Source organism: Sporosarcina sp. FSL W8-0480, assembly GCF_037963765.1.
Taxonomy (GTDB): domain Bacteria; phylum Bacillota; class Bacilli; order Bacillales_A; family Planococcaceae; genus Sporosarcina.
Window position 1 is genome coordinate 3,100,842 of the sequence record NZ_CP150166.1, and the last position, 17,833, is coordinate 3,118,674.

Annotated in this window: 17 protein-coding genes; 8 read left to right on the plus strand and 9 right to left on the minus strand. The window is 41.6% G+C overall.

Translation table 11 applies throughout. The features are described from left to right. The first annotated feature begins 14 nt into the window (after positions 1-14). Positions 15-917, plus strand: coding sequence for an acetamidase/formamidase family protein (locus tag NSQ43_RS15725; protein ID WP_339251721.1), 903 nt, complete (start codon positions 15-17; stop codon positions 915-917). Positions 918-1,115: 198 nt separating this feature from the next. Here NSQ43_RS15725 and NSQ43_RS15730 read toward each other — a convergent pair whose 3' ends face one another. Next, the gene (locus NSQ43_RS15730; protein WP_339251723.1) at positions 1,116-1,766 is read right to left on the minus strand and encodes a TetR/AcrR family transcriptional regulator; all 651 of its coding nucleotides are present in this window, start codon (positions 1,764-1,766) and stop codon (positions 1,116-1,118) included. A gap of 289 nt (positions 1,767-2,055) precedes the next feature. Between NSQ43_RS15730 and NSQ43_RS15735 the strand changes: the two genes are divergently transcribed. From NSQ43_RS15735 to NSQ43_RS15750, 4 genes are all read left to right on the plus strand, one after another. After that, entirely contained in the window at positions 2,056-3,558 is a 1,503-nt protein-coding gene (locus NSQ43_RS15735; protein ID WP_339251726.1) for a BCCT family transporter, read from the plus strand. Positions 3,559-3,586: 28 nt separating this feature from the next. Beyond that, a complete protein-coding gene (locus NSQ43_RS15740) occupies positions 3,587-5,635 on the plus strand; it encodes a CocE/NonD family hydrolase (RefSeq protein WP_339251728.1) in 2,049 nt (682 codons plus the stop codon). Positions 5,636-5,735: 100 nt separating this feature from the next. Beyond that, a complete protein-coding gene (locus tag NSQ43_RS15745; RefSeq protein WP_339251729.1) occupies positions 5,736-6,869 on the plus strand; it encodes a Xaa-Pro peptidase family protein in 1,134 nt (377 codons plus the stop codon). Between the two features lie 24 nt (positions 6,870-6,893). After that, positions 6,894-7,406 (plus strand): DUF2179 domain-containing protein, encoded by a 513-nt coding sequence (locus NSQ43_RS15750; RefSeq protein ID WP_339251731.1) that lies wholly within the window; start codon positions 6,894-6,896, stop codon positions 7,404-7,406. Positions 7,407-7,849: 443 nt separating this feature from the next. On the opposite strand, the gene NSQ43_RS15755 is transcribed toward NSQ43_RS15750, so the two are convergent. The 7 genes from NSQ43_RS15755 to NSQ43_RS15785 all read right to left on the minus strand — a co-directional run bounded on the left by NSQ43_RS15755 (position 7,850) and on the right by NSQ43_RS15785 (position 12,626). After that, entirely contained in the window at positions 7,850-9,028 is a 1,179-nt protein-coding gene (locus NSQ43_RS15755) for an IS256 family transposase (RefSeq protein ID WP_339250818.1), read from the minus strand. A gap of 308 nt (positions 9,029-9,336) precedes the next feature. Beyond that, a complete protein-coding gene (locus tag NSQ43_RS15760) occupies positions 9,337-9,687 on the minus strand; it encodes a YrdB family protein (protein WP_339251733.1) in 351 nt (116 codons plus the stop codon). Positions 9,688-9,836: 149 nt separating this feature from the next. Continuing rightward, positions 9,837-10,103 carry a hypothetical protein gene (locus tag NSQ43_RS15765; protein WP_339251735.1) on the minus strand — a complete coding sequence of 89 codons (267 nt, stop codon included), beginning with the start codon at positions 10,101-10,103 and terminating at the stop codon, positions 9,837-9,839. A gap of 109 nt (positions 10,104-10,212) precedes the next feature. Beyond that, positions 10,213-10,809 (minus strand): transposase, encoded by a 597-nt coding sequence (locus NSQ43_RS15770; protein ID WP_339251737.1) that lies wholly within the window; start codon positions 10,807-10,809, stop codon positions 10,213-10,215. 20 nt (positions 10,810-10,829) lie between these two features. Next, complete coding sequence (locus tag NSQ43_RS15775) at positions 10,830-11,021, minus strand: hypothetical protein (protein ID WP_339251739.1); 192 nt, start codon at positions 11,019-11,021, stop codon at positions 10,830-10,832. Positions 11,022-11,826: 805 nt separating this feature from the next. Then, on the minus strand, positions 11,827-12,078 hold the full coding sequence (locus tag NSQ43_RS15780) for a hypothetical protein (protein WP_339251741.1): 252 nt from the start codon (positions 12,076-12,078) through the stop codon (positions 11,827-11,829). After that, positions 12,072-12,626, minus strand: a complete 555-nt coding sequence (locus tag NSQ43_RS15785) for a DUF3990 domain-containing protein (protein ID WP_339251743.1) — start codon at positions 12,624-12,626, stop codon at positions 12,072-12,074. The genes NSQ43_RS15780 and NSQ43_RS15785 overlap by 7 nt, the downstream gene beginning before the upstream one ends. A gap of 252 nt (positions 12,627-12,878) precedes the next feature. On the opposite strand from NSQ43_RS15785, the gene NSQ43_RS15790 reads away from it, so the two are divergent. From NSQ43_RS15790 to NSQ43_RS15800, 3 genes are all read left to right on the plus strand, one after another. Then, complete coding sequence (locus tag NSQ43_RS15790; protein ID WP_339251745.1) at positions 12,879-13,430, plus strand: hypothetical protein; 552 nt, start codon at positions 12,879-12,881, stop codon at positions 13,428-13,430. A gap of 418 nt (positions 13,431-13,848) precedes the next feature. After that, positions 13,849-14,496: an SLATT domain-containing protein gene (locus NSQ43_RS15795; protein ID WP_339251747.1), complete on the plus strand. Its 648-nt coding sequence runs from the start codon at positions 13,849-13,851 to the stop codon at positions 14,494-14,496. 247 nt (positions 14,497-14,743) lie between these two features. Next, a complete protein-coding gene (locus NSQ43_RS15800; protein WP_339251748.1) occupies positions 14,744-16,141 on the plus strand; it encodes an IS110 family transposase in 1,398 nt (465 codons plus the stop codon). 804 nt (positions 16,142-16,945) lie between these two features. Here NSQ43_RS15800 and NSQ43_RS15805 read toward each other — a convergent pair. Further along, the gene (locus NSQ43_RS15805; RefSeq protein WP_339251750.1) at positions 16,946-17,806 is read right to left on the minus strand and encodes a hypothetical protein; all 861 of its coding nucleotides are present in this window, start codon (positions 17,804-17,806) and stop codon (positions 16,946-16,948) included. Positions 17,807-17,833 lie beyond the last annotated feature (27 nt).

A 17,833-nucleotide genomic window follows, 5' to 3' on the forward strand; every position in this document is an offset into this window, starting at 1 on the left:
AAGTAGGGATATCTATGAAGAAACTTTCAGCTAAGGATAATACAATTTTCGCATTCTCAAAAAACAACGAACCGGCTATTTATGTAGACAGCGGTGAAACGATCGAAGTCGAAACGATGGATGGACTGTCCAATCAAATTCGGGAGGAAAAGGATACGATTGAGGCACTTGATTGGAATCGGGTTAACCCAGCCACAGGTCCCATTTACGTAAATCAAGCGAAAAAAGGCGATACACTAAAGATTACAATCGAAAAGATCAATATTGATAACCAAGGAGTACTACTAACAGGACCTAATCTCGGGATGTTAGGCGATGAAATTGGCGAAATGACCAAAAGGATCGTTCAGATTAAAGACGATCAAGTCATCTTCAATAATAAACTTTCATTTCCTATCACTAAGATGATCGGCGTGATCGGTGTGGCACCGGAACACAAAGATATTCCTTGCGGCACACCTGATTCACATGGTGGAAATATGGATACTACGATTATTAAAGAAGAATCCGTCCTGTATTTACCTGTTTTTGTCGACGGGGCCTTGCTTGCCTTAGGAGATTTTCACGGAGCAATGGGTGACGGTGAAATCTGCGGAACCGGAGTAGAGATTGCGGGCTCCGCTGTCTTGAAGATCGAAGTAGTAAAAGACCACACCATTGAACATCCAATCGTAAAATATGAAGAAGGTATTTCTTTCATTGTTTCAAAGGAAACATTGGACGACTCAGTTAAAGAAGCAACGAAACAAGCCGTCCACTTCCTAAAGGACAACACGGATTTAAGTCTCGAAGACGCTGCTATGCTGATGAGCGCAGTTGGTCAGGCGCAAATCAGCCAAGTGGTTGACCCCTTAATGACAGCACGTTTCTTAATTCCACAATTTGTATTAGATACGTATGAAATTAAATCGTTCTGATGCTGTATGAAAGTAAGCAAAACGAATGGCCCCTATCAATTTATTGACGGGGGCCATTTTGACGTTAGTTACAATTCAGCCGTGCACACGTACCTAAAACACCTCCCGCATTTTCCGTAACAACTGTTCCCGCCTTTTCTTCACACCCGACACGGAAATACCAAACCTCTTTGTTTTTGAGGTACCTTTACAAAACGCTCATGCCGCATTCTCAATAATTTGCTGAATATATTCCATTGTTTTCTGCTCGGCTTCTTCCAATGTGTAGTCCATTCGATTGTTTAATATATTTGTTAGCATCCCTTGCCATAGCAATATTGTCATTTCGTTGAGAGAATCGACTAATTGCTCGTTGATTTGTCCTTCTTTTGCCGCTTGCTGCAGTAGTGATTTCCCGCGTTTTGTTACGTTCCGTTCAAAGAGGATCGGTTTCAATTCATCGGGGATGTGGATCAGGTCCGATGGGTACATTTCGTAATAGCGTTCGATCAGCGTTTCGGGATGGTCGTCGAGATCCATGATGAATACCGCGTGGAAAATGGCGGGTTGCTGGAAGGAATGTTTGCAGAAACACTCCCATGATAGAATATATTTCTCCAAAGGGGTCTTTCCCCTGTTCATATAGACCGAGACGTCGTCCGTATATCCTTTCAGTAGCTTCATGGATGCGAAGAAGATCAGATGTGACACTTCTTTAAAATAGTTGTAAATGGTGGCACTGTTGTATCCGGCACGGTCGGCGACTTTCCGAATGGTTACTTGATCGATGCCTTCTTCCTCTATAATTTCAACGGTTGCTTCGATGAAATACTTCCACATTCTACTCATTTGAATTTTTTTATTGCCCATACCTTTACACCCCGTCTTTTCGTTTATACAATTCTCATTTTATATCAGTATACAATATTTACATATTTGTTTTTCGAGAATTCGATTGTTCTTACTATTTTACTGTGATAGAATAATCATCATTAATAAATAATCATGATTAGTATATCTTATCTGATTATTGGTGTCATATAAAATTAGTGCAACAAGTTTTTTCAACAAGCAACAATCGATGTTTTGTTGAAAGCGGTTGCAGTGGTGGATGATGACCAAGTACTAGTGTTAGAAATTAAAAATGGGAGTGGTGAAAATGAAGCGGGTTCGAATCGATCCATTTATCTTTTGGGCATCTATCGTCGCGATTGTAGCTGCAACAATTTTGCTTGTTGTCAACCGGTCGACGGCGGAACCTTATTTGGATAATTTGATGACGTCAATTACGTTTAAGATGGACTGGGCATTTCAGTTCTTAACAATTGGTTTATTCGTCTTATTAATCTGGTTGGCATTCAGCCGATATGGAAAAATCAAATTAGGAGAAGGCAAGCCTGAGTTTTCATCGTTTAGCTGGGGAGCAATGCTTTTCACCGCAGGTATGGGGACAAGCATCATGTATTGGTCAATGATGGAGCCCATTTTCTACTTTACGGGGCCACCATTCGGGATTGAACCGGAAAGTAATGAAGCTGCTGAGTGGGCATTGACGTATGGGTTATTCCATTGGGGCATCTCAGCATGGTCGCTATACGCTTTTCCGACGGTCGTCATTGCGTACTCGTATTTCATCAAGAAACGTCCGTCTTTAAAAATGAGTGTGGCGCTTAGCGGTGCGCTTGGGAAATATGCGGACGGTTGGCTTGGGAAATTTATCGATATACTTGTCATTTGGAGTCTGGTCGGTGGACTCGGAACTTCACTTGGATTAGGGGTGCCGATGGTATCGGCGGTTGTTGGCAGTATCTTTGGCATTGAGCAATCCCTGACTTTGGACGCGATTATCGTTATTTGTATTACAGTCATTTATTCAGCGAGTGCTTACTTAGGTCTTCATAAAGGGATCCGCCGTTTGAGTGATTTGAACGTCTACCTCGCATTGGCGCTTGCAATTTTTGTCTTCATAGCCGGACCGACATTGTTCATCCTGACCTATTTTACAAACAGTTTCGGTTTGATGATCCAAAACTTTGCAATGATGAGTTTCTCTACGGATCCGATTGGCAAGGGCGGATTCCCTCAAGGTTGGACAGTTTTCTATTGGGCATGGTTTGCGGCAACCGCACCGTTCTTGGGTCTATTTGTTGCAAGGATTTCAAAAGGGCGGACAATCCGGGAATTGATCGTCCATATGCTTCTATGGGGTTCGATTGGCGGTTGGATTTACTTCATGGTGTTCGGCGGATACACAATGAATTTACAGTTGCAAGATATCATTCCGATAAAAGATATTTTGGCTGATAGCGGTGGTCCAGCTGCAGTCGTAGCCGTCTTGAAATCATTGCCGTTAAGTGCAATTGTATTGCCATTCTTCGTCGTACTTGCTGTCATCTTCCTTTCTACATCGATGGACTCTGCGACATATATTCTTGCTGCAATCGCAACAAAAGAACTTGGAGATGGACAGGAGCCCGCAAGATGGCATCGCATGGTATGGGGAGCAATCCTTGCAACGATTTCGATTTCATTGCTGCTGATCGGCGGATTACGGGTCATTCAAACTTCAGCGATAGTCGTTTCAGTTCCGATTTATATTTTCTATCTCTTGCTCGTCGTATCTTTATTAAGATGGCTGAAGCAGGATTTTCCAAAAGCTTAAGCAGGATATCACCAAGGAGGGTTTCATAATGGTTTTTAACGTTCGTGAGTCAAACCGAATAATTCGTACAGAGTTTCCAAGGAAAGTTACGGAGATGAATAATATTTGGATACCGATGTCAGACGGCACACGGCTTTCAGCACGTATTTGGTTGCCGGAAGATGCGGTGGATAATCCCGTTCCAGCGATCCTTGAATACATCCCGTATCGAAAGGATGACTTCACTGCACTTCGAGATTCTTTGCGGCACCCGTATTTTGCAGGTCACGGGTATGCAAGTATCCGGGTTGACTTGAGGGGATCTGGTGACTCGGAAGGAATTATGTATGATGAATATTTGAAACAGGAACAGGATGATGCCTTGGAAGTCCTCACTTGGATATCCGAACAACCTTGGTTTACAGGCGGCATCGGCATGATCGGTAAATCATGGGGCGGTTTTAATGGTCTCCAAGTGGCTGCGAGGCGCCATCCTTCATTAAAAGCGGTCATTACACTTTGTTCGACAGATGATCGTTATGCAGATGATGTCCACTACAAAGGCGGGGCGATGCTTGCGTCGGATATGCTTTGGTGGGCGTCCACGATGCTTGCATACAATGCACGTCCCGCAGATCCAGAGGTCGTCGGGGATTCATGGCGGGATAATTGGTTGGAGCGGTTGGATAAAACACCGCCTTTCGTGGAGGAATGGGTAAGACACCAGCGACGTGACGATTATTGGAAGCATGGCTCAGTATGTGAAAACTACGAGGACATCGACATACCGGTATATGCGGTCGGTGGTTGGGCAGACGGATATACGAATGCCGTTCCTAGATTGCTTGAAGGTTTAAAAGGTCCACGTAAAGGGTTGATTGGCCCATGGGCACATGAATATCCTGAAATGGCCGTTCCGGGACCACAAATCGGATTTCTCCAAGAATGTCTTCGCTGGTGGGACCAGTGGCTAAAGGGCATTGATACCGGCATTATGGATGAACCGATGTTACGGGCTTGGATTCAGGATGGCGTTCCGCCGCAAACCGATTACTTCGTAAGACCGGGTCACTGGGTGGCTGAAGAACAATGGCCGCCAACCGCTTTGGAAGATAAACGCTATTACTTGGGCGGTTCCGAATTAATTGCACAGGTGGAAAATGGAAAAGACATTAAAGTGGAAAGTGTTCAACAACACGGTCTTCATGCCGGTGTATTCTGTCCATTCGGCCAGCCGGGTGATTTGCCAGGTGACCAACGGAATGAAAACGGCTATGCGGTCGTATTCGATTCTGAACCGGTTGAAGAACCCGTCCATATTTTAGGGCATCCGACATTCCATGTTGAGCTTTCATCCAATAAACCGAATGCATTGCTCTCTGTACGTTTGAATGATGTAGCTCCCGATGGTTCATCGACACGGGTGACTTGGGGATTATTGAACCTGACGCATAGGAATAGCCATGAGTTTCCGGAGCATCTTGAACCGGGAAAAAAATACGAAGTCACTGTTGAAATGAATGTAATTGGCCACACATTGGACAAGGGGCATCGTTGGCAATTGGCGATTTCACCAACATACTGGCCACACGCATGGCCATCCCCCGAAGAAGCGACACTCACTGTCTATCCTTCGGAAAAGACATACCTGTCGTTGCCTGTTCGGGAACCGAAAGCAATTGATTTTGAATTAAAGCCATTCCAACAACCGGAAACGGCAGCGGTTTGGGAAAAGGATATTTTACGGGAGGCGAAACGGACTCGAGTCATTTCACATGATGTCGTGTCAAATGAGTGGATCCTTGATGATTTCTCAGATGAAGGTGCAAGGAAACTTCATTGCAACGGCATTGAATACGGCAGTACAAACCGTAATGTCTTCACAATTGAAGAAGGAGAACCGTTATCCGCAAAAGTCCAGTGTGATTGGACGTTAACAGTCGGAAGGGATGACTGGCAAACAAGCCTTGAAACGACAAGCGTCATGACGGCGGATGAAAAGAACTTCATTTTGATGAACCAATTGATAGCCTATGAAGGGGAAAAAGAAGTTTTCAACCGTACATGGAAAACTGAAATTCCAAGAGATTTTGTATAAGTGATGTGGGAAGGCGACTAGTAATAGTCCCCTTTCCACGTTCTTATGTGCAAATCAATAATCATGATTATATATTAATCAAGAGTCGGAGGTTCTTCCTATGGTAGTTCAAAAGAGAATTGAAGAAATCAGGAGCTATATGTATGAAAACGGAGTGGACGTAACGCTTGTCTATGAGCCTGATAATCAGTTTTATCTAACTGGGTTTCGCGCGATTTCCTATTCCCGACCGATTGTTACGTTGATCGACGGAAATGAAATTCAATTGATCATTCCAGGGCTTGAAGAAGCTCATGCCGCGCAAATGGCCAGTGTCGATCGAACTCATGTGTATTACGAGCAATATGGGTTTCGTGATCGGGTGTTGACGTATGTGGATCATTTAACTCAAATACTATCAACCCTTCCTAATGGTAGTAAGGTCGGTGTAGAGATAGGTGTTTTACCAGCGTCCATTTATATGTATTTACAAGAGAAGGGATTTGTCCTTGTCGATATTGGTGCAAAAGTGACAGAGATGCGCTCCATCAAAGATTCACATGAAATAGAGCTGTTGAAAGTTGCCGGCCATTTATCCGATTTGGCAATTGGGGAATCTTTGAAGCATGTCAGCATCGGGATGAGTGAACTTGAATTTGATGCCTATGGTGATCGTTTGCTGCTTGAAGTTGCTTCACAGAAATATCAGGATGAATTGATCGGATATGCCGATTGGACATGCTCGGGTGTTGTGCGGAGCGAGATGCCCCATTTGTATTCAAGCACTCGGAAATTTGCGGACGGTGACGTTGTCGTCCATAGCCGACAAGTATGGTTCAACAACTATCGTGCGGAGAATGAACGGACGTTTTTAATCGGGAACGTGACGGAAAAGCAGAAGGATTTACTGAAGTTGGCGATTGAAGCCCAGCAAGTCGGAATGGAATTAATCCGACCCGGTATTTTAGCGAGGGATGTCGACATCGCTACATTTGAAGTGTTTAGAAAAGCCGGCTATGCGGAATTTGTTCAACACCGTGTCGGTCATGGACTTGGCCTGTCGGAACATGAAGAGCCCTATTTGCGATTTGATAATGATTTGGTTTTACAAGAAGGGATGGTCTACACGATTGAGCCGGGAATTTATGTGCCCGGCGTAGGTGGATTCAGACATTCCGATACAGTCATCTTAACGGAAAACGGCAGCCGCTCAATCACCGAGTATCCTCGGGATTTCGAAAGTATGCAGTTTTAACTAATAACAGAGTAGGGGAAACGTATGCTGTCCATAATTCTTACGATAATCGTCATTAACTTGACGTACGTCTCGTTATTCACGTTGCGCGTCCTGTTTACATTCAAAGGACTTCGGGTCATTGCCTCAGTCGTTTCGATGGTTGAAGTGTTTGTCTATTTAATGGGGCTGAAATTGGTGTTAGACAATCTCGATAATCCAATCAATATTGCCGCATACTGTTTCGGTTGGGGGCTTGGTGTATATGTCGGAAGCCGGATTGAGAAAAAGCTTGCGTTAGGGTATACAGTATTCGAGGTCGTCGTAAATGACACCGACACGGACATCTGCCGCTATTTACGCGAGAAAAACTACGGTGTAACATCATGGTTTGCAGATGGAAAGGATGGCAAGCGGCTTGTGATGAAGGTCCTTGCCAAGCGAAGAGATGAGCAAAAACTTCGGAGCACCATTTTAGAATTGGCACCAAGGGCATTTATCATCTCCTATGAACCGACTACGTTTAATGGTGGGTTTTTGGTGAGGAATTTGCGGTAGTTGAGATCTTGCACGAAAGAATGCGCTCTTCCCGGGGATTAATGAGCTCTTGGGCGAAACAATGCGCTCTTCCCCGGGATTAATGCGCTCTTGGGCGAAAGAATGCGCTCTTCCCCGGGATTAATGCACTCTTGTGCGAAAGAATGCGCTCTTCCCCGGGATTAATGCGCTCTTGGGCGAAAGAATGCGCTCTTCCCCGGGATTAATGAGTCAAGTCCTTAGTCTTGTGTAAATTCCCTTTAATGTTTTCAGGTTAATATAAGACGTTACAAATATGTTAGGCAATACTGGATATGCCTACGAAACTCTATCTCGCAACTTTACTTGGAGAGGCGGACATGATAGCCTTGGCGGGAAAAGCCAGCCCTAACGGCTGGGTTTCCTGGCTTGGGACTCATGCCCGCAGAGGCTCCAAGTCAAGTTGCTTCACGATGCATCAAGTCTTACGACTTTTTAGCTGTAAACAATCGTTTATTCCAGTATTTATTTGATTCGACATAACTGATGAGTACGGCGCCAATCAACCTAAAAGCGGATTGGGTATTCGGGAAGATCCGGATAACTCTTTCACGCCTGCGGATCTCTTCATTCAGCCTTTCTACACCATTAGTGCTTCGTATCGACTTGCGATGGGCGATAGGAAAATTCATGTATTGGATTGAGTCTTCAAATCCCTCGTCAAGTATTTTTAATGCTTTTTGGTACTTGGGATTCTCTTCGTACTTTTCAAAGAACAGCTCTTTCAGACTTCGCACGGTGTCCATATCTTCTGCGGCAAATATGCTTTTTAGTAGACTGATTGCTTCCTGGTTGTCCTTTTTAGGGAAAGCTTCTACGATGTTGCGTTTGAAGTGGACATTGCATCGCTGCCAAGAGGTTCCTAAAAAATCCTCTTGAATGGCTTTTTTAAGACCTTCATGGGCATCGGAAACAACCAGTTTTGGTGATTGTAGACCTCTTGAAATAAGATGTTGGAAAAAGGAGGACCAACTCTTATAACTTTCGTTATGATCTACTTTCAACCCTAAGATTTCCCGACGACCTTCCTTGTCCACTCCCAAAGCGATGTAGACGGCTTTAGAGACTACACGGTTGTGCTCCCTAACTTTAATGTACATTGCGTCCACAAATAAGTAAGGATAAAAGTTTGTATTCAAAGGACGATTTGCCCATTCATTGACAATGGGATCCAGTTTCGCTGTAAGGGAGGAAACGAATGATTTTGACACACTCTTACCGCAAAGCTGTTCAACAATCTTGGTGACTTTTCGTGTTGACACCCCATTCACAACCATTTCAAGCATGGATAGAACAAGGGCTTGGTCACATCGCGCATATCTTTCAAAGACTGAGGGAGCGAAATCACCTTGGCGAGTACGGGGAACCTTCAAAGTAATCTTTCCGATACTCATGGTAAAATCACGCTCATAATATCCGTTTCGATAATCTACACGGTCGGCAGAACGCTCGTAGGACGCAGCGTTCAAGTACTCATCCCGTTCCATTTCCATGTATTCGTTCAGGACTAAAACGATTGTGGATTTGACGACAGCATCAATGTTTGAATTCATCACAGAGTCTTTTAAAACATCCATATCTAGGTTAAAATTAAGTTGGGCCATTTTCCATTCCTCCAAATGTTTATCGTGGTTGAAAACATTTTATCACAAGGGATGGAAAAGGCCTTTTCCTATTTACACAATTATATGGACTTAATCGATTAATGCGCTCTTGGGCAAAAGAATGCGCTTTTCCCGGGATTAATGCGCTCTTGGGCAAAAGAATGCGCTTTTCCCGGGGATTAATGAGCTCTTGGGCAAAAGAATGCGCTTTTCCCGGGATTAATGCTGCTCTTGCCGGCACCTAAAAAGCCCCGCTTCCCTGCAGAGCCCCGTAGTGTACGGCACCGGGTTATAAAACAATTCTGAATTCAATGAGAACCTGGTACTCGCTCCCCCCGCTCCCCTAAGTACACCAAAATACTATTTACTACCGTTAGTATTCCAAAAACAATTGCCAACAACTGCTTTCCAACATCGTATAAAGCTAAAGCCGCTATACCAAAAATGATCAGTTCAAGTATTACTCGTCTAAAACCTTTGAATTGCATAGGAGCCTTAGGCGAGACAAAGAGACCCCAAACAATTGCCATTAACAGAGGTGAGCCAATGCCTAATACAGACTTCATTAGAAAACCACTACCACTTTGAAAGCCCCAGTATGACACTGCAATTAGGCCACACATTTCTAAAATAAATCGAAGTGTTAGGTTTACTATCATTCCCGTTCTCCCTTACTTTTCATAGTTGCTTTTCTACGTACTCTTCAAGGAATTGGTTTCATACCAGGATGAGAACCTGGTACCCGCTCCATAAAAAAAGTACCATGTTTCAGAACAATTCTGAAACATGGTACTCGAAATTTCTACATTTACTGTTCAGGCTGTAATAGGAATACAGCTTCATCTAACTGAGCAATCTTATGCTTCAGATATTTAATGTCGCTTTGTGCAAGTGTAATAAAGCGTTTATCAGCTGATTCAAAAAGAGTAGCTGTTTCATCAAAGCCACGGGTTACCCGTCCTTCTATAACATCCAACTTTCTATTTACTTCTAAAAATTGCTTTTTCACTTCTTTAAAGCCCTTTTCCATGTTACTGTTCATCATTGTTAAAAAATCCATCAGTTCTTTATCCATCCGAATCACCTCTATTATAGCAAGTATAAATGTTTTTTTAATGAAAAGAAAGAAGCACCGTATTTAAGCAGATATTTTTCAAAGTAACAGTTCTGAAACGATTTTGAATTCAATGTGAACCTAACAGCACTGAATCTTCCTTTCCTTCCTCCCCCCTCTCCCGACAATACCTCGCATATCCCCTCCCCGTCTTCTCCCACCCCACCGGCAATAAGGAAGGCAATAACTTCAAATTCAAAAACACATGGGGGCTTTTATGTTCATAAAAATAATATTGGTAGGATGAATAGCGATACTGATCCATCGAATCGACCATCGGCTCTTTTGTTTCAATCGGGTTCCTATGTATATATGATCCAACATTCAATAGACCGATTGGGTCGACAATCTCTTTTGAGTAATACCTGTTTTGATAAATTTGACCGACATAGTTGTATTTTTTGCGGTAATAATCACTGTACCGACGATTGAGTCGCATCATGACTTTCCCAAGCGGAACAAGGCGTGAACGAATCAGCAGATGGACATGGTTGGACATGATGCAATACGCATACAATTCGAATGGGCATTTGCTATTTACATAGTTCAGGTTCCTAAAATATTCATACATATCTCGTTCAGTATTGAATATGTTCTGTCGATTGTTGCCCCGGACAATGATGTGGTAAAAGCCGTTCGGATGCCACCCCCTCTTCCTATTAGCCATCGGCAACCACCTCGAACTTATTACCATGAATCGCTGATGCTATCCGTAGGTAATCTATCGATCGCTACTGAAATGGAAGCCTCGCTGTTGGATTGGATGAATCGTTCCTGCTCATCTGAAAGCATGGCCTCTTTCTCATCCCGCACATTCGCTTCCACCATCACTTTATGCCCTTTCATCCCCTCCAGCCCAACGCTCAATACATACCCCACAACCTCACCCCTATTTATTTTCCTTCACCATACAGCAAACTGATTTTTATGTAAATTTTCTAAAAAGGGGAATAATGAGGATTTGAGGGGTTTTTTGGGGGTAAATATTTATAACCTCAGTTTAAAAAACAACGACAAACCTAACAGACTTGCGGTTCATTGATTAAATGGGGGTTATGCAAAATTTCTTTTTTGGGTAGAAGGTTTTTTGTATTTTTCCATATTAATTCTGAACCTACCATCAAAAAAAAGATTCCATAGGCGTAATTCGCCTCGGAATCTTTTTCATATTAAAATCGGTAAAAGGTACCGACTATGGACCAATTCGGAACCCAGTGGGAACCTTGTATTCTAAAAACATAAGACAACCATTCGCTTGAATAGAATGATAGGAAAGCGATAGCCAAACCCACAATATAGTACTTTTGATCTCTTTTTGATTATCTTAAAGGTGAAGGGGGAGTAATTCAAGCTCTGTCGCTCTATGTTTGGAAAGATAGCTTAGAGAGGATATGATAAAAATGGATCTATTGATTTTCATTGTTGGTGCTTCTTGTGAGTTTATACCACATACGTATATACAGTTTTCTATTGTGTTTAAGGTATTGTGGCAGAAGGTTCTATGTTCCGTTAGTTTTAGAGAACAAATGGTCCTGCCTAACATAAATTTGTCGCTTAAATAAAAAACGGAACCAGGTTCTAAAACGATTCCGAATTCAATGAGAACCTGGTATCCTAACACCCGAGAAACCGGTATCAAAAAAGGAAAGGAGATATAACCACTTTTCACATGGCCTCTCCTTTCCTATTGATAAAAATGTTTTTCCAACGCTTCATAATCATTTTGATCAGTTAATATGCTGAGTGCCCAATTATAGGGGGATTCATGAAAACCTATTTTATCTTTAATTAAAGAATCCTCCACGTGAGAGTCAATAATTATTCGCATCGCTTCCTCTTTGCTTTTACCAAACTCATTTATCAATTCCGTAGTGATATGCTGAACCATTAAATCAACTTCATAGCGAAGTCTGCTTGTATTATTTGTATTTAACATTTTACCACCTCCAATAGTTCCAAATGCTGTGCAGCTTCATCCGTTAATACCGCTAACTGATTCTTATTATGATATGCTTTTATATCCTTAAAATTCGTTGACAATAAACCACCGTCAGCAACAGGGCCATAAATCCAATCTTTAGATTTTAAGGGATCTTGATTCCCTTGGCGCATATTCCATACAAATTCTCTCCACACCGAATCTTCAGCCCCGAATACCTTATAGTTTAACTCTTCCCATTCGGCAGCATCCTTAATCCTAAACTTGAGAACAGTGGGTTGAAAATCCTTTTTCATACCGAGAAAATCACCGATTGTTATACTGGATAATTCCAGAATTGATTTAATAGGAATCGGTTTTTCTGTACGCCGTTTTGCCCAATTCTCGGCTTGTTCAAAATTACTTGTCAAGTAAAAACCTGGTCCAAAATCAACTCCGCCTTTTTTCCTTGGAAATATCTTCACCCCATGTTTAAGAACGCTATCGGAATATAAATCTATCGTCCCATGATATAAGGGTAGATTAGGATCATAATTAATCAACAATCATATTGACTCCATTCCAGTTTTCTAAATTATATCATGAGTTTCTGAATATTTCATTTCCCTACTCCATTTTCGCAACTATTTAACCGGACGACCACCAAGCTAAAATCGGTACCAAGCACTGGAAAATTCCAAGTTCAATTAGAACCTGAAATACTTATTTTGAAAGCAACTTTAGATTTGCTTGTTAAAACTATGATTAGTGAATCAAGGACTTTGTGATAAGATGAAGATAAAAACGGAGTGATTTGGATGGGATGTACAATTTGTGGAATCTCCCCTGTGCGCGTACAGTTCGACGGAAAGCCGCTTTGTATGGATTGCTATAATGCTTGGATGGCGGAGGAGTTCGGGGTAGACCTTCCCAAGCTGCCCAAGACATTTTCCGTGGACGATGAAAATGGTGTTCAACGTATTTTCGAAGTCGAACGCCAGATCACGGGTACAGCAATTTTGCTGACTGCCCGCGAAAGATGGGAGCACGGCTATGAATTTGCAGTGGATGGGGAGTTAATTGCCGATCAACATGCACTGTTCGACCAACTTAAAGAAAAGACCGAACGGGGGCTGTCAAAGACTTATCTCGAAAAAGGAGAGTTTCCTGGTGGTGGGCCGTATATCAGCGTTAAAGGCTATCACTTGAAAGGCTTGCTGTCCTATAATGAAAACGAGAGCGAAGCACCACTCGTCATCATAGACGGCAAACCATATACATGGGAAGAAGTCGGCCATCTTTTGCGGGCATTTGAAGGCTTTCAGGTGAAGATTGAAATGAAGGATTTGGCGGATGAGTGGGATGAGTAAACAAAAAAATACCAGGTTCTAGAACTAATTCGATTCCATGGAGTACTTTGAGAGAACAAAATTTAACTAATACAAACAGCCCTTGGAACATGTTCTGTTCTAATGGTTTTAACGTTTATTTAGATAACAATGGTCATCTGTCCCGCGCTTATACACTTATTAGCTTTCACGTCCGCAATCAGTGGTTCGATGATCCGCACGGCTGTGACATTCTTTACGCATTACTAATATAAATTAACATTGACAAGAAAAGCGGTAATTTAAGGACAATAGATCACATCAACTTCCGGTCGATTTTTATGTCATTAATAGAAAGCTAACACATTAAACAAACGAGGGGCATCCGTTTGACAGGTGTCTTTTCCTTTAGTGACAGATGATTCTTTTTACACTATGATTAGTGTAGGGGGGTTGTTTTATGGGAATTAATAATCAATTCAACGTAAACCTTGGTTGTAATGGAAAACATAAAACAAAGAGAGTGGATATTTTGGATGTGTTTTATGATTTAAAGCGCAGAATCAAGATAACTAGAAAATCTCGAATTATAGCCTCGAAAAGGTTAAGGACTAAACACGAATACTTTGAGAAAATCACTACTTTTTATTCGGTTTTAGTTCTTCTGTTTTCTGTGGCGTTTATAGACAACGTCGATGCAGTGCAAATTCTATTGGTGCTGTCAATCTCTTTAACTTTCTTTACGATGTTTCTTAATAATAAAAACTATAAAGAAAGAGCTGGTAATTTTGAAACGAATTATCAGCATTTAGATATTTTATTAAATAAAATAGAGAGATTAGAAACAAATTTAGATAGCATCGACATGGAAACGGTGAAAGGACTTCACCGAGATTACGAGAAACTCCTCATAGAAAAAGAGAATCATCACGATATAGACTACATGACATCCAGCGAAGAATTAAAGTCATCCAATAAACAAGAGATAGTAAGTTACCATCGTAAGACTAAAACTATACATTTTTTATTGGCTATTTATCCTCTGATTTTAATTATTTTAATATTTACTTTTCGTTGGATTGTCGAGTTGTATAAAACATGGTTTTGAGCACCTTATACGGGGTGCTTTTTCTATTACATAAAAGTTAGCATCAAAATGTCCCCACATTTTAATTAAATATTAACCATGCGATAATTGAAAGGCACCAGGTTCTGGAACAATTCCGAATTCAATGAGAACCTATTATGTAATATAACTTCTAAAACGCAAAAAACCATCGTTTTCAGGGTATATAGAAAGTACCAATCACAGAACTTCCTTAACCCAATCCCACTACAATGAAGGAGTGAAAACGATGGCTGTACAGCTATTTAATCATAAACCGGGGAAAAATGGAAGTCATTGGATTGAACTACTAAGAAGCGGGAAGGCTCATACGATTCTCGTGGTAGCTATCGACATTGGCAAATATACGCACAAAGTGATGATGGCAAATGTCTATCAGGATGTGGTGGTTAAGCCGTTTGAATTAGATGCTTCCCTTTCGGGTTTTCAGCTGTTGGTTGCGAAGATTGAGGAAACATGCCAGAAGAATGGGCTGGATGAAGTCGTTGTTGGCATTGAGACAACTGCTCATTATTATGAGGATTTGGTGAGGCTTTGCCACGAAAAAGGGTATGTTGTCCGGGTGATCAACTCCGCTACCACTTCCATCGAACGAGAATCCATGTTGAACTGGTCAAAGACCGATGATTTAGACTTGGTTGCCATTGTCCATTCCATTCTCCAAGGAAGAGGCAACCCACCAAAAAGCTTGCGGAAGGAACTGCGAACGTTAAAGAAGCTAACGCGCTTTCGCAGGGAATTGGTATCGCAAAGAACTCGACTGACGAACCAGCAGTTTGCCTTAATGGATACCATCTTCCGGGAATTCCAAGGAAAGACCGTATGGGTGGATGGGAAAAAGCAGAAGAAAAAACCCTTCTCCACGATGGAAACCAAGACAGTTCAATATTTAATGCGACATCACCCGCACCCTGAAGATATCCTAACCCTTGGAGAGGAAGGTCTCTACGAACTTTCTCGGAAAGAGAATTTAAAGCTTAGAAAAACAGCCGTTGACTGCCTTTTGGAGTTCGCTAGAGAATCCATCTCCCAACCGAAAGAAGAACTCGCTGCCGAATTGTATCAACTGAAAGTGACTCTTGATCTGTTAGACAACCTAAAAGAAAAGATCAGTGACCTGGAAAAGAAGATTGAAGAACTTCTCCTTCCGACTGACGGGGCTCTCCTCCTAAGCATTCCTGGAATCGGGAAAGTCTTGGCGGCAGAATTGCGTGCAGAAATTGGACCAATCGACGACTACACACACGCTGGGCAACTGATCAAATTAGCAGGCACTAACCCCATCGTTAAGCAGTCGGGCGGGCACAAAGCGACCTACGGAGGAATCTCCAAACAAGGGCGTAGACATTTCCGTTCGGTAGTCTACTTGGTTGGAAGTAAATGCGCGGTCTCCAACCCGGAGCTAAGGAAGCACTACTTGGCACTGATTGATCGAGGCAAGAAGCCAAGACAAGCCTACATCGCCATTGGAAACCGAGTTCTTCGATTGGCATTCGCCATGCTTAGAGACCGGCGACTTTACCAAAGTACAGATTCTGATTACTCGTTAAAAAGCATCCTTGAAAACAAGATTGGCACCCATGAAAACCGGCGTCAGTTCTGCGAAGCATATGTATTCTCATCTTAACGCATAAAGGATAGACATAATGGACAGAAGCTGCGTAGCGTTGCCACTTTACGTGGAGAAGCGGGCATTGATAGCCTCAGCAGGCAGAGCCAGTTCTTAATAAAACTGGCTTCCTGGCTTGGAAGTCATGCCCGCAGAGGCTCCGTGTCAAGTGACAACAAAGGAACCAATCATCGCTATTGCCTAATGAAGAAACTTGTCAAAAGCAACAAAGAATTCAACAAACATACGCATGTTTCCGGGACATTTGATCACATCGAACCGAGAACCAGAGGCATTGTGACCTCGTGTACCAGCGTTATGGATCTTGTCCTGCAAATACGAATAATACGTGAAACGATCTCGAGTTTAGATTGAATAGGCTGTATCCCTGCAGGATGAAAACACAAGATCCTTTCGTGTCGCGTAAACATGCGCCTATACTGTTCTGTGATGGTGAGGTTTTTAAAAAATAACTTTAAAAGCTTTAGTTTCGTGCGGCCATTTTTCGTAAAATATATGGCTTGACTTATATTGCATTATACGCTGGTACCCAAAATTAAATTGAATCATCTAATTTTAATCCTCACGGAGGAAATACTAACAAATAAAAATGACGAAGTGTACCAATATACATTTGCATCTATCCATAGAATTTTAACACAAAGTAGAATTAAGTATGAACATTTCCACATGAAGATACCGCAGGTGCTAAACATTTGTAGACAAAAGGGTTGGAAATCATTTTGATTTCCAACCCTTTGCCGATTAATTCATGTTAATTCGTTGAAAAAATCTAATGTAGCGATTGGCCCTTTTTCAACATTAGCCGGAAATCAAATAATCGATTTTTTCTGCAAAAGATTTCAATGTTTCAAAATGAATTGTGACTGTTTTTTCGAGTTTTCCAATGGATATGTCGTAACTGACTGTTTCCTCTAAATCAGTAAGAATAAATTCGGGTATGTCATTGAGGGAAGCTAATAAGAATTGAATCGCGTCTTCCATCTTTTCAAACTCAAGGACTTGGGAATCATAGGAATTCGATGTTTGAAAACACCATACTTTATTGAAAGTAGCCAAAATCAGATATGACGATCTTGTATAGTCCTCTATAAGGAAATGGAAATCTGCGTATTTTTTAAAGTATATATAATCATTCCAACTCTCCTCATTTTCTTCCATCACATCATAGAGATCATCAATTCCACTGAAGGGAACCTTTCCTAAAAAATCGTTTATTTCACCAATCAAAGTATTAATTTTCGTCTTCGGCATATAATCACCATCATTCATATTTTCCGATTGAATTTGAATACCACCATCTTTACAACTCATTGCTTTTTCATAGATTGCTTTAATTCTCCAATATACTTCTTGAATGGTGGATGCGTTCTTATTTTTAAACACGCCTTGTTTGATAGTTCCAGACTTGCCCTCCTCCTGAAGACTGGAGAGATTCTCCAAAATAGAAGTGCAGATATTTAAGAAAACATGTGAATTTCTTTTAGATGAAATATCCTCATATTTAAATTGCGTTCTAAACCTAGATAACTGCTTCTTAACTCTTTCAAAGCAAGCTAATGGTTTATTACAATTACATAATGCCGGATGCAATAACTCATTAATAATTTCAGTGATTGAGAGGTTTAACTTCACTTGTAAAACATCAATTACTTCCTTCATTGGATATTGATGTTTTTGTCAACATGA

Bases quoted from the DNA above. Each gene is read 5' to 3' on its own strand.
- NSQ43_RS15780 (WP_339251741.1), bottom strand. From the start codon at position 12,078: ATGTTAAATACAAATAATACAAGCAGACTTCGCTATGAAGTTGATTTA.
- NSQ43_RS15790 (WP_339251745.1), top strand. From the start codon at position 12,879: ATGGGATGTACAATTTGTGGAATCTCCCCTGTGCGCGTACAGTTCGAC.
- NSQ43_RS15805 (WP_339251750.1), bottom strand. From the start codon at position 17,806: ATGAAGGAAGTAATTGATGTTTTACAAGTGAAGTTAAACCTCTCAATC.
- NSQ43_RS15795 (WP_339251747.1), top strand. From the start codon at position 13,849: ATGGGAATTAATAATCAATTCAACGTAAACCTTGGTTGTAATGGAAAA.
- NSQ43_RS15760 (WP_339251733.1), bottom strand. From the start codon at position 9,687: ATGATAGTAAACCTAACACTTCGATTTATTTTAGAAATGTGTGGCCTA.
- NSQ43_RS15765 (WP_339251735.1), bottom strand. From the start codon at position 10,103: ATGGATAAAGAACTGATGGATTTTTTAACAATGATGAACAGTAACATG.
- NSQ43_RS15725 (WP_339251721.1), top strand. From the start codon at position 15: ATGAAGAAACTTTCAGCTAAGGATAATACAATTTTCGCATTCTCAAAA.
- NSQ43_RS15800 (WP_339251748.1), top strand. From the start codon at position 14,744: ATGGCTGTACAGCTATTTAATCATAAACCGGGGAAAAATGGAAGTCAT.
- NSQ43_RS15735 (WP_339251726.1), top strand. From the start codon at position 2,056: ATGAAGCGGGTTCGAATCGATCCATTTATCTTTTGGGCATCTATCGTC.
- NSQ43_RS15770 (WP_339251737.1), bottom strand. From the start codon at position 10,809: ATGGCTAATAGGAAGAGGGGGTGGCATCCGAACGGCTTTTACCACATC.
- NSQ43_RS15745 (WP_339251729.1), top strand. From the start codon at position 5,736: ATGGTAGTTCAAAAGAGAATTGAAGAAATCAGGAGCTATATGTATGAA.
- NSQ43_RS15755 (WP_339250818.1), bottom strand. From the start codon at position 9,028: ATGGCCCAACTTAATTTTAACCTAGATATGGATGTTTTAAAAGACTCT.
- NSQ43_RS15750 (WP_339251731.1), top strand. From the start codon at position 6,894: ATGCTGTCCATAATTCTTACGATAATCGTCATTAACTTGACGTACGTC.
- NSQ43_RS15740 (WP_339251728.1), top strand. From the start codon at position 3,587: ATGGTTTTTAACGTTCGTGAGTCAAACCGAATAATTCGTACAGAGTTT.
- NSQ43_RS15730 (WP_339251723.1), bottom strand. From the start codon at position 1,766: ATGGGCAATAAAAAAATTCAAATGAGTAGAATGTGGAAGTATTTCATC.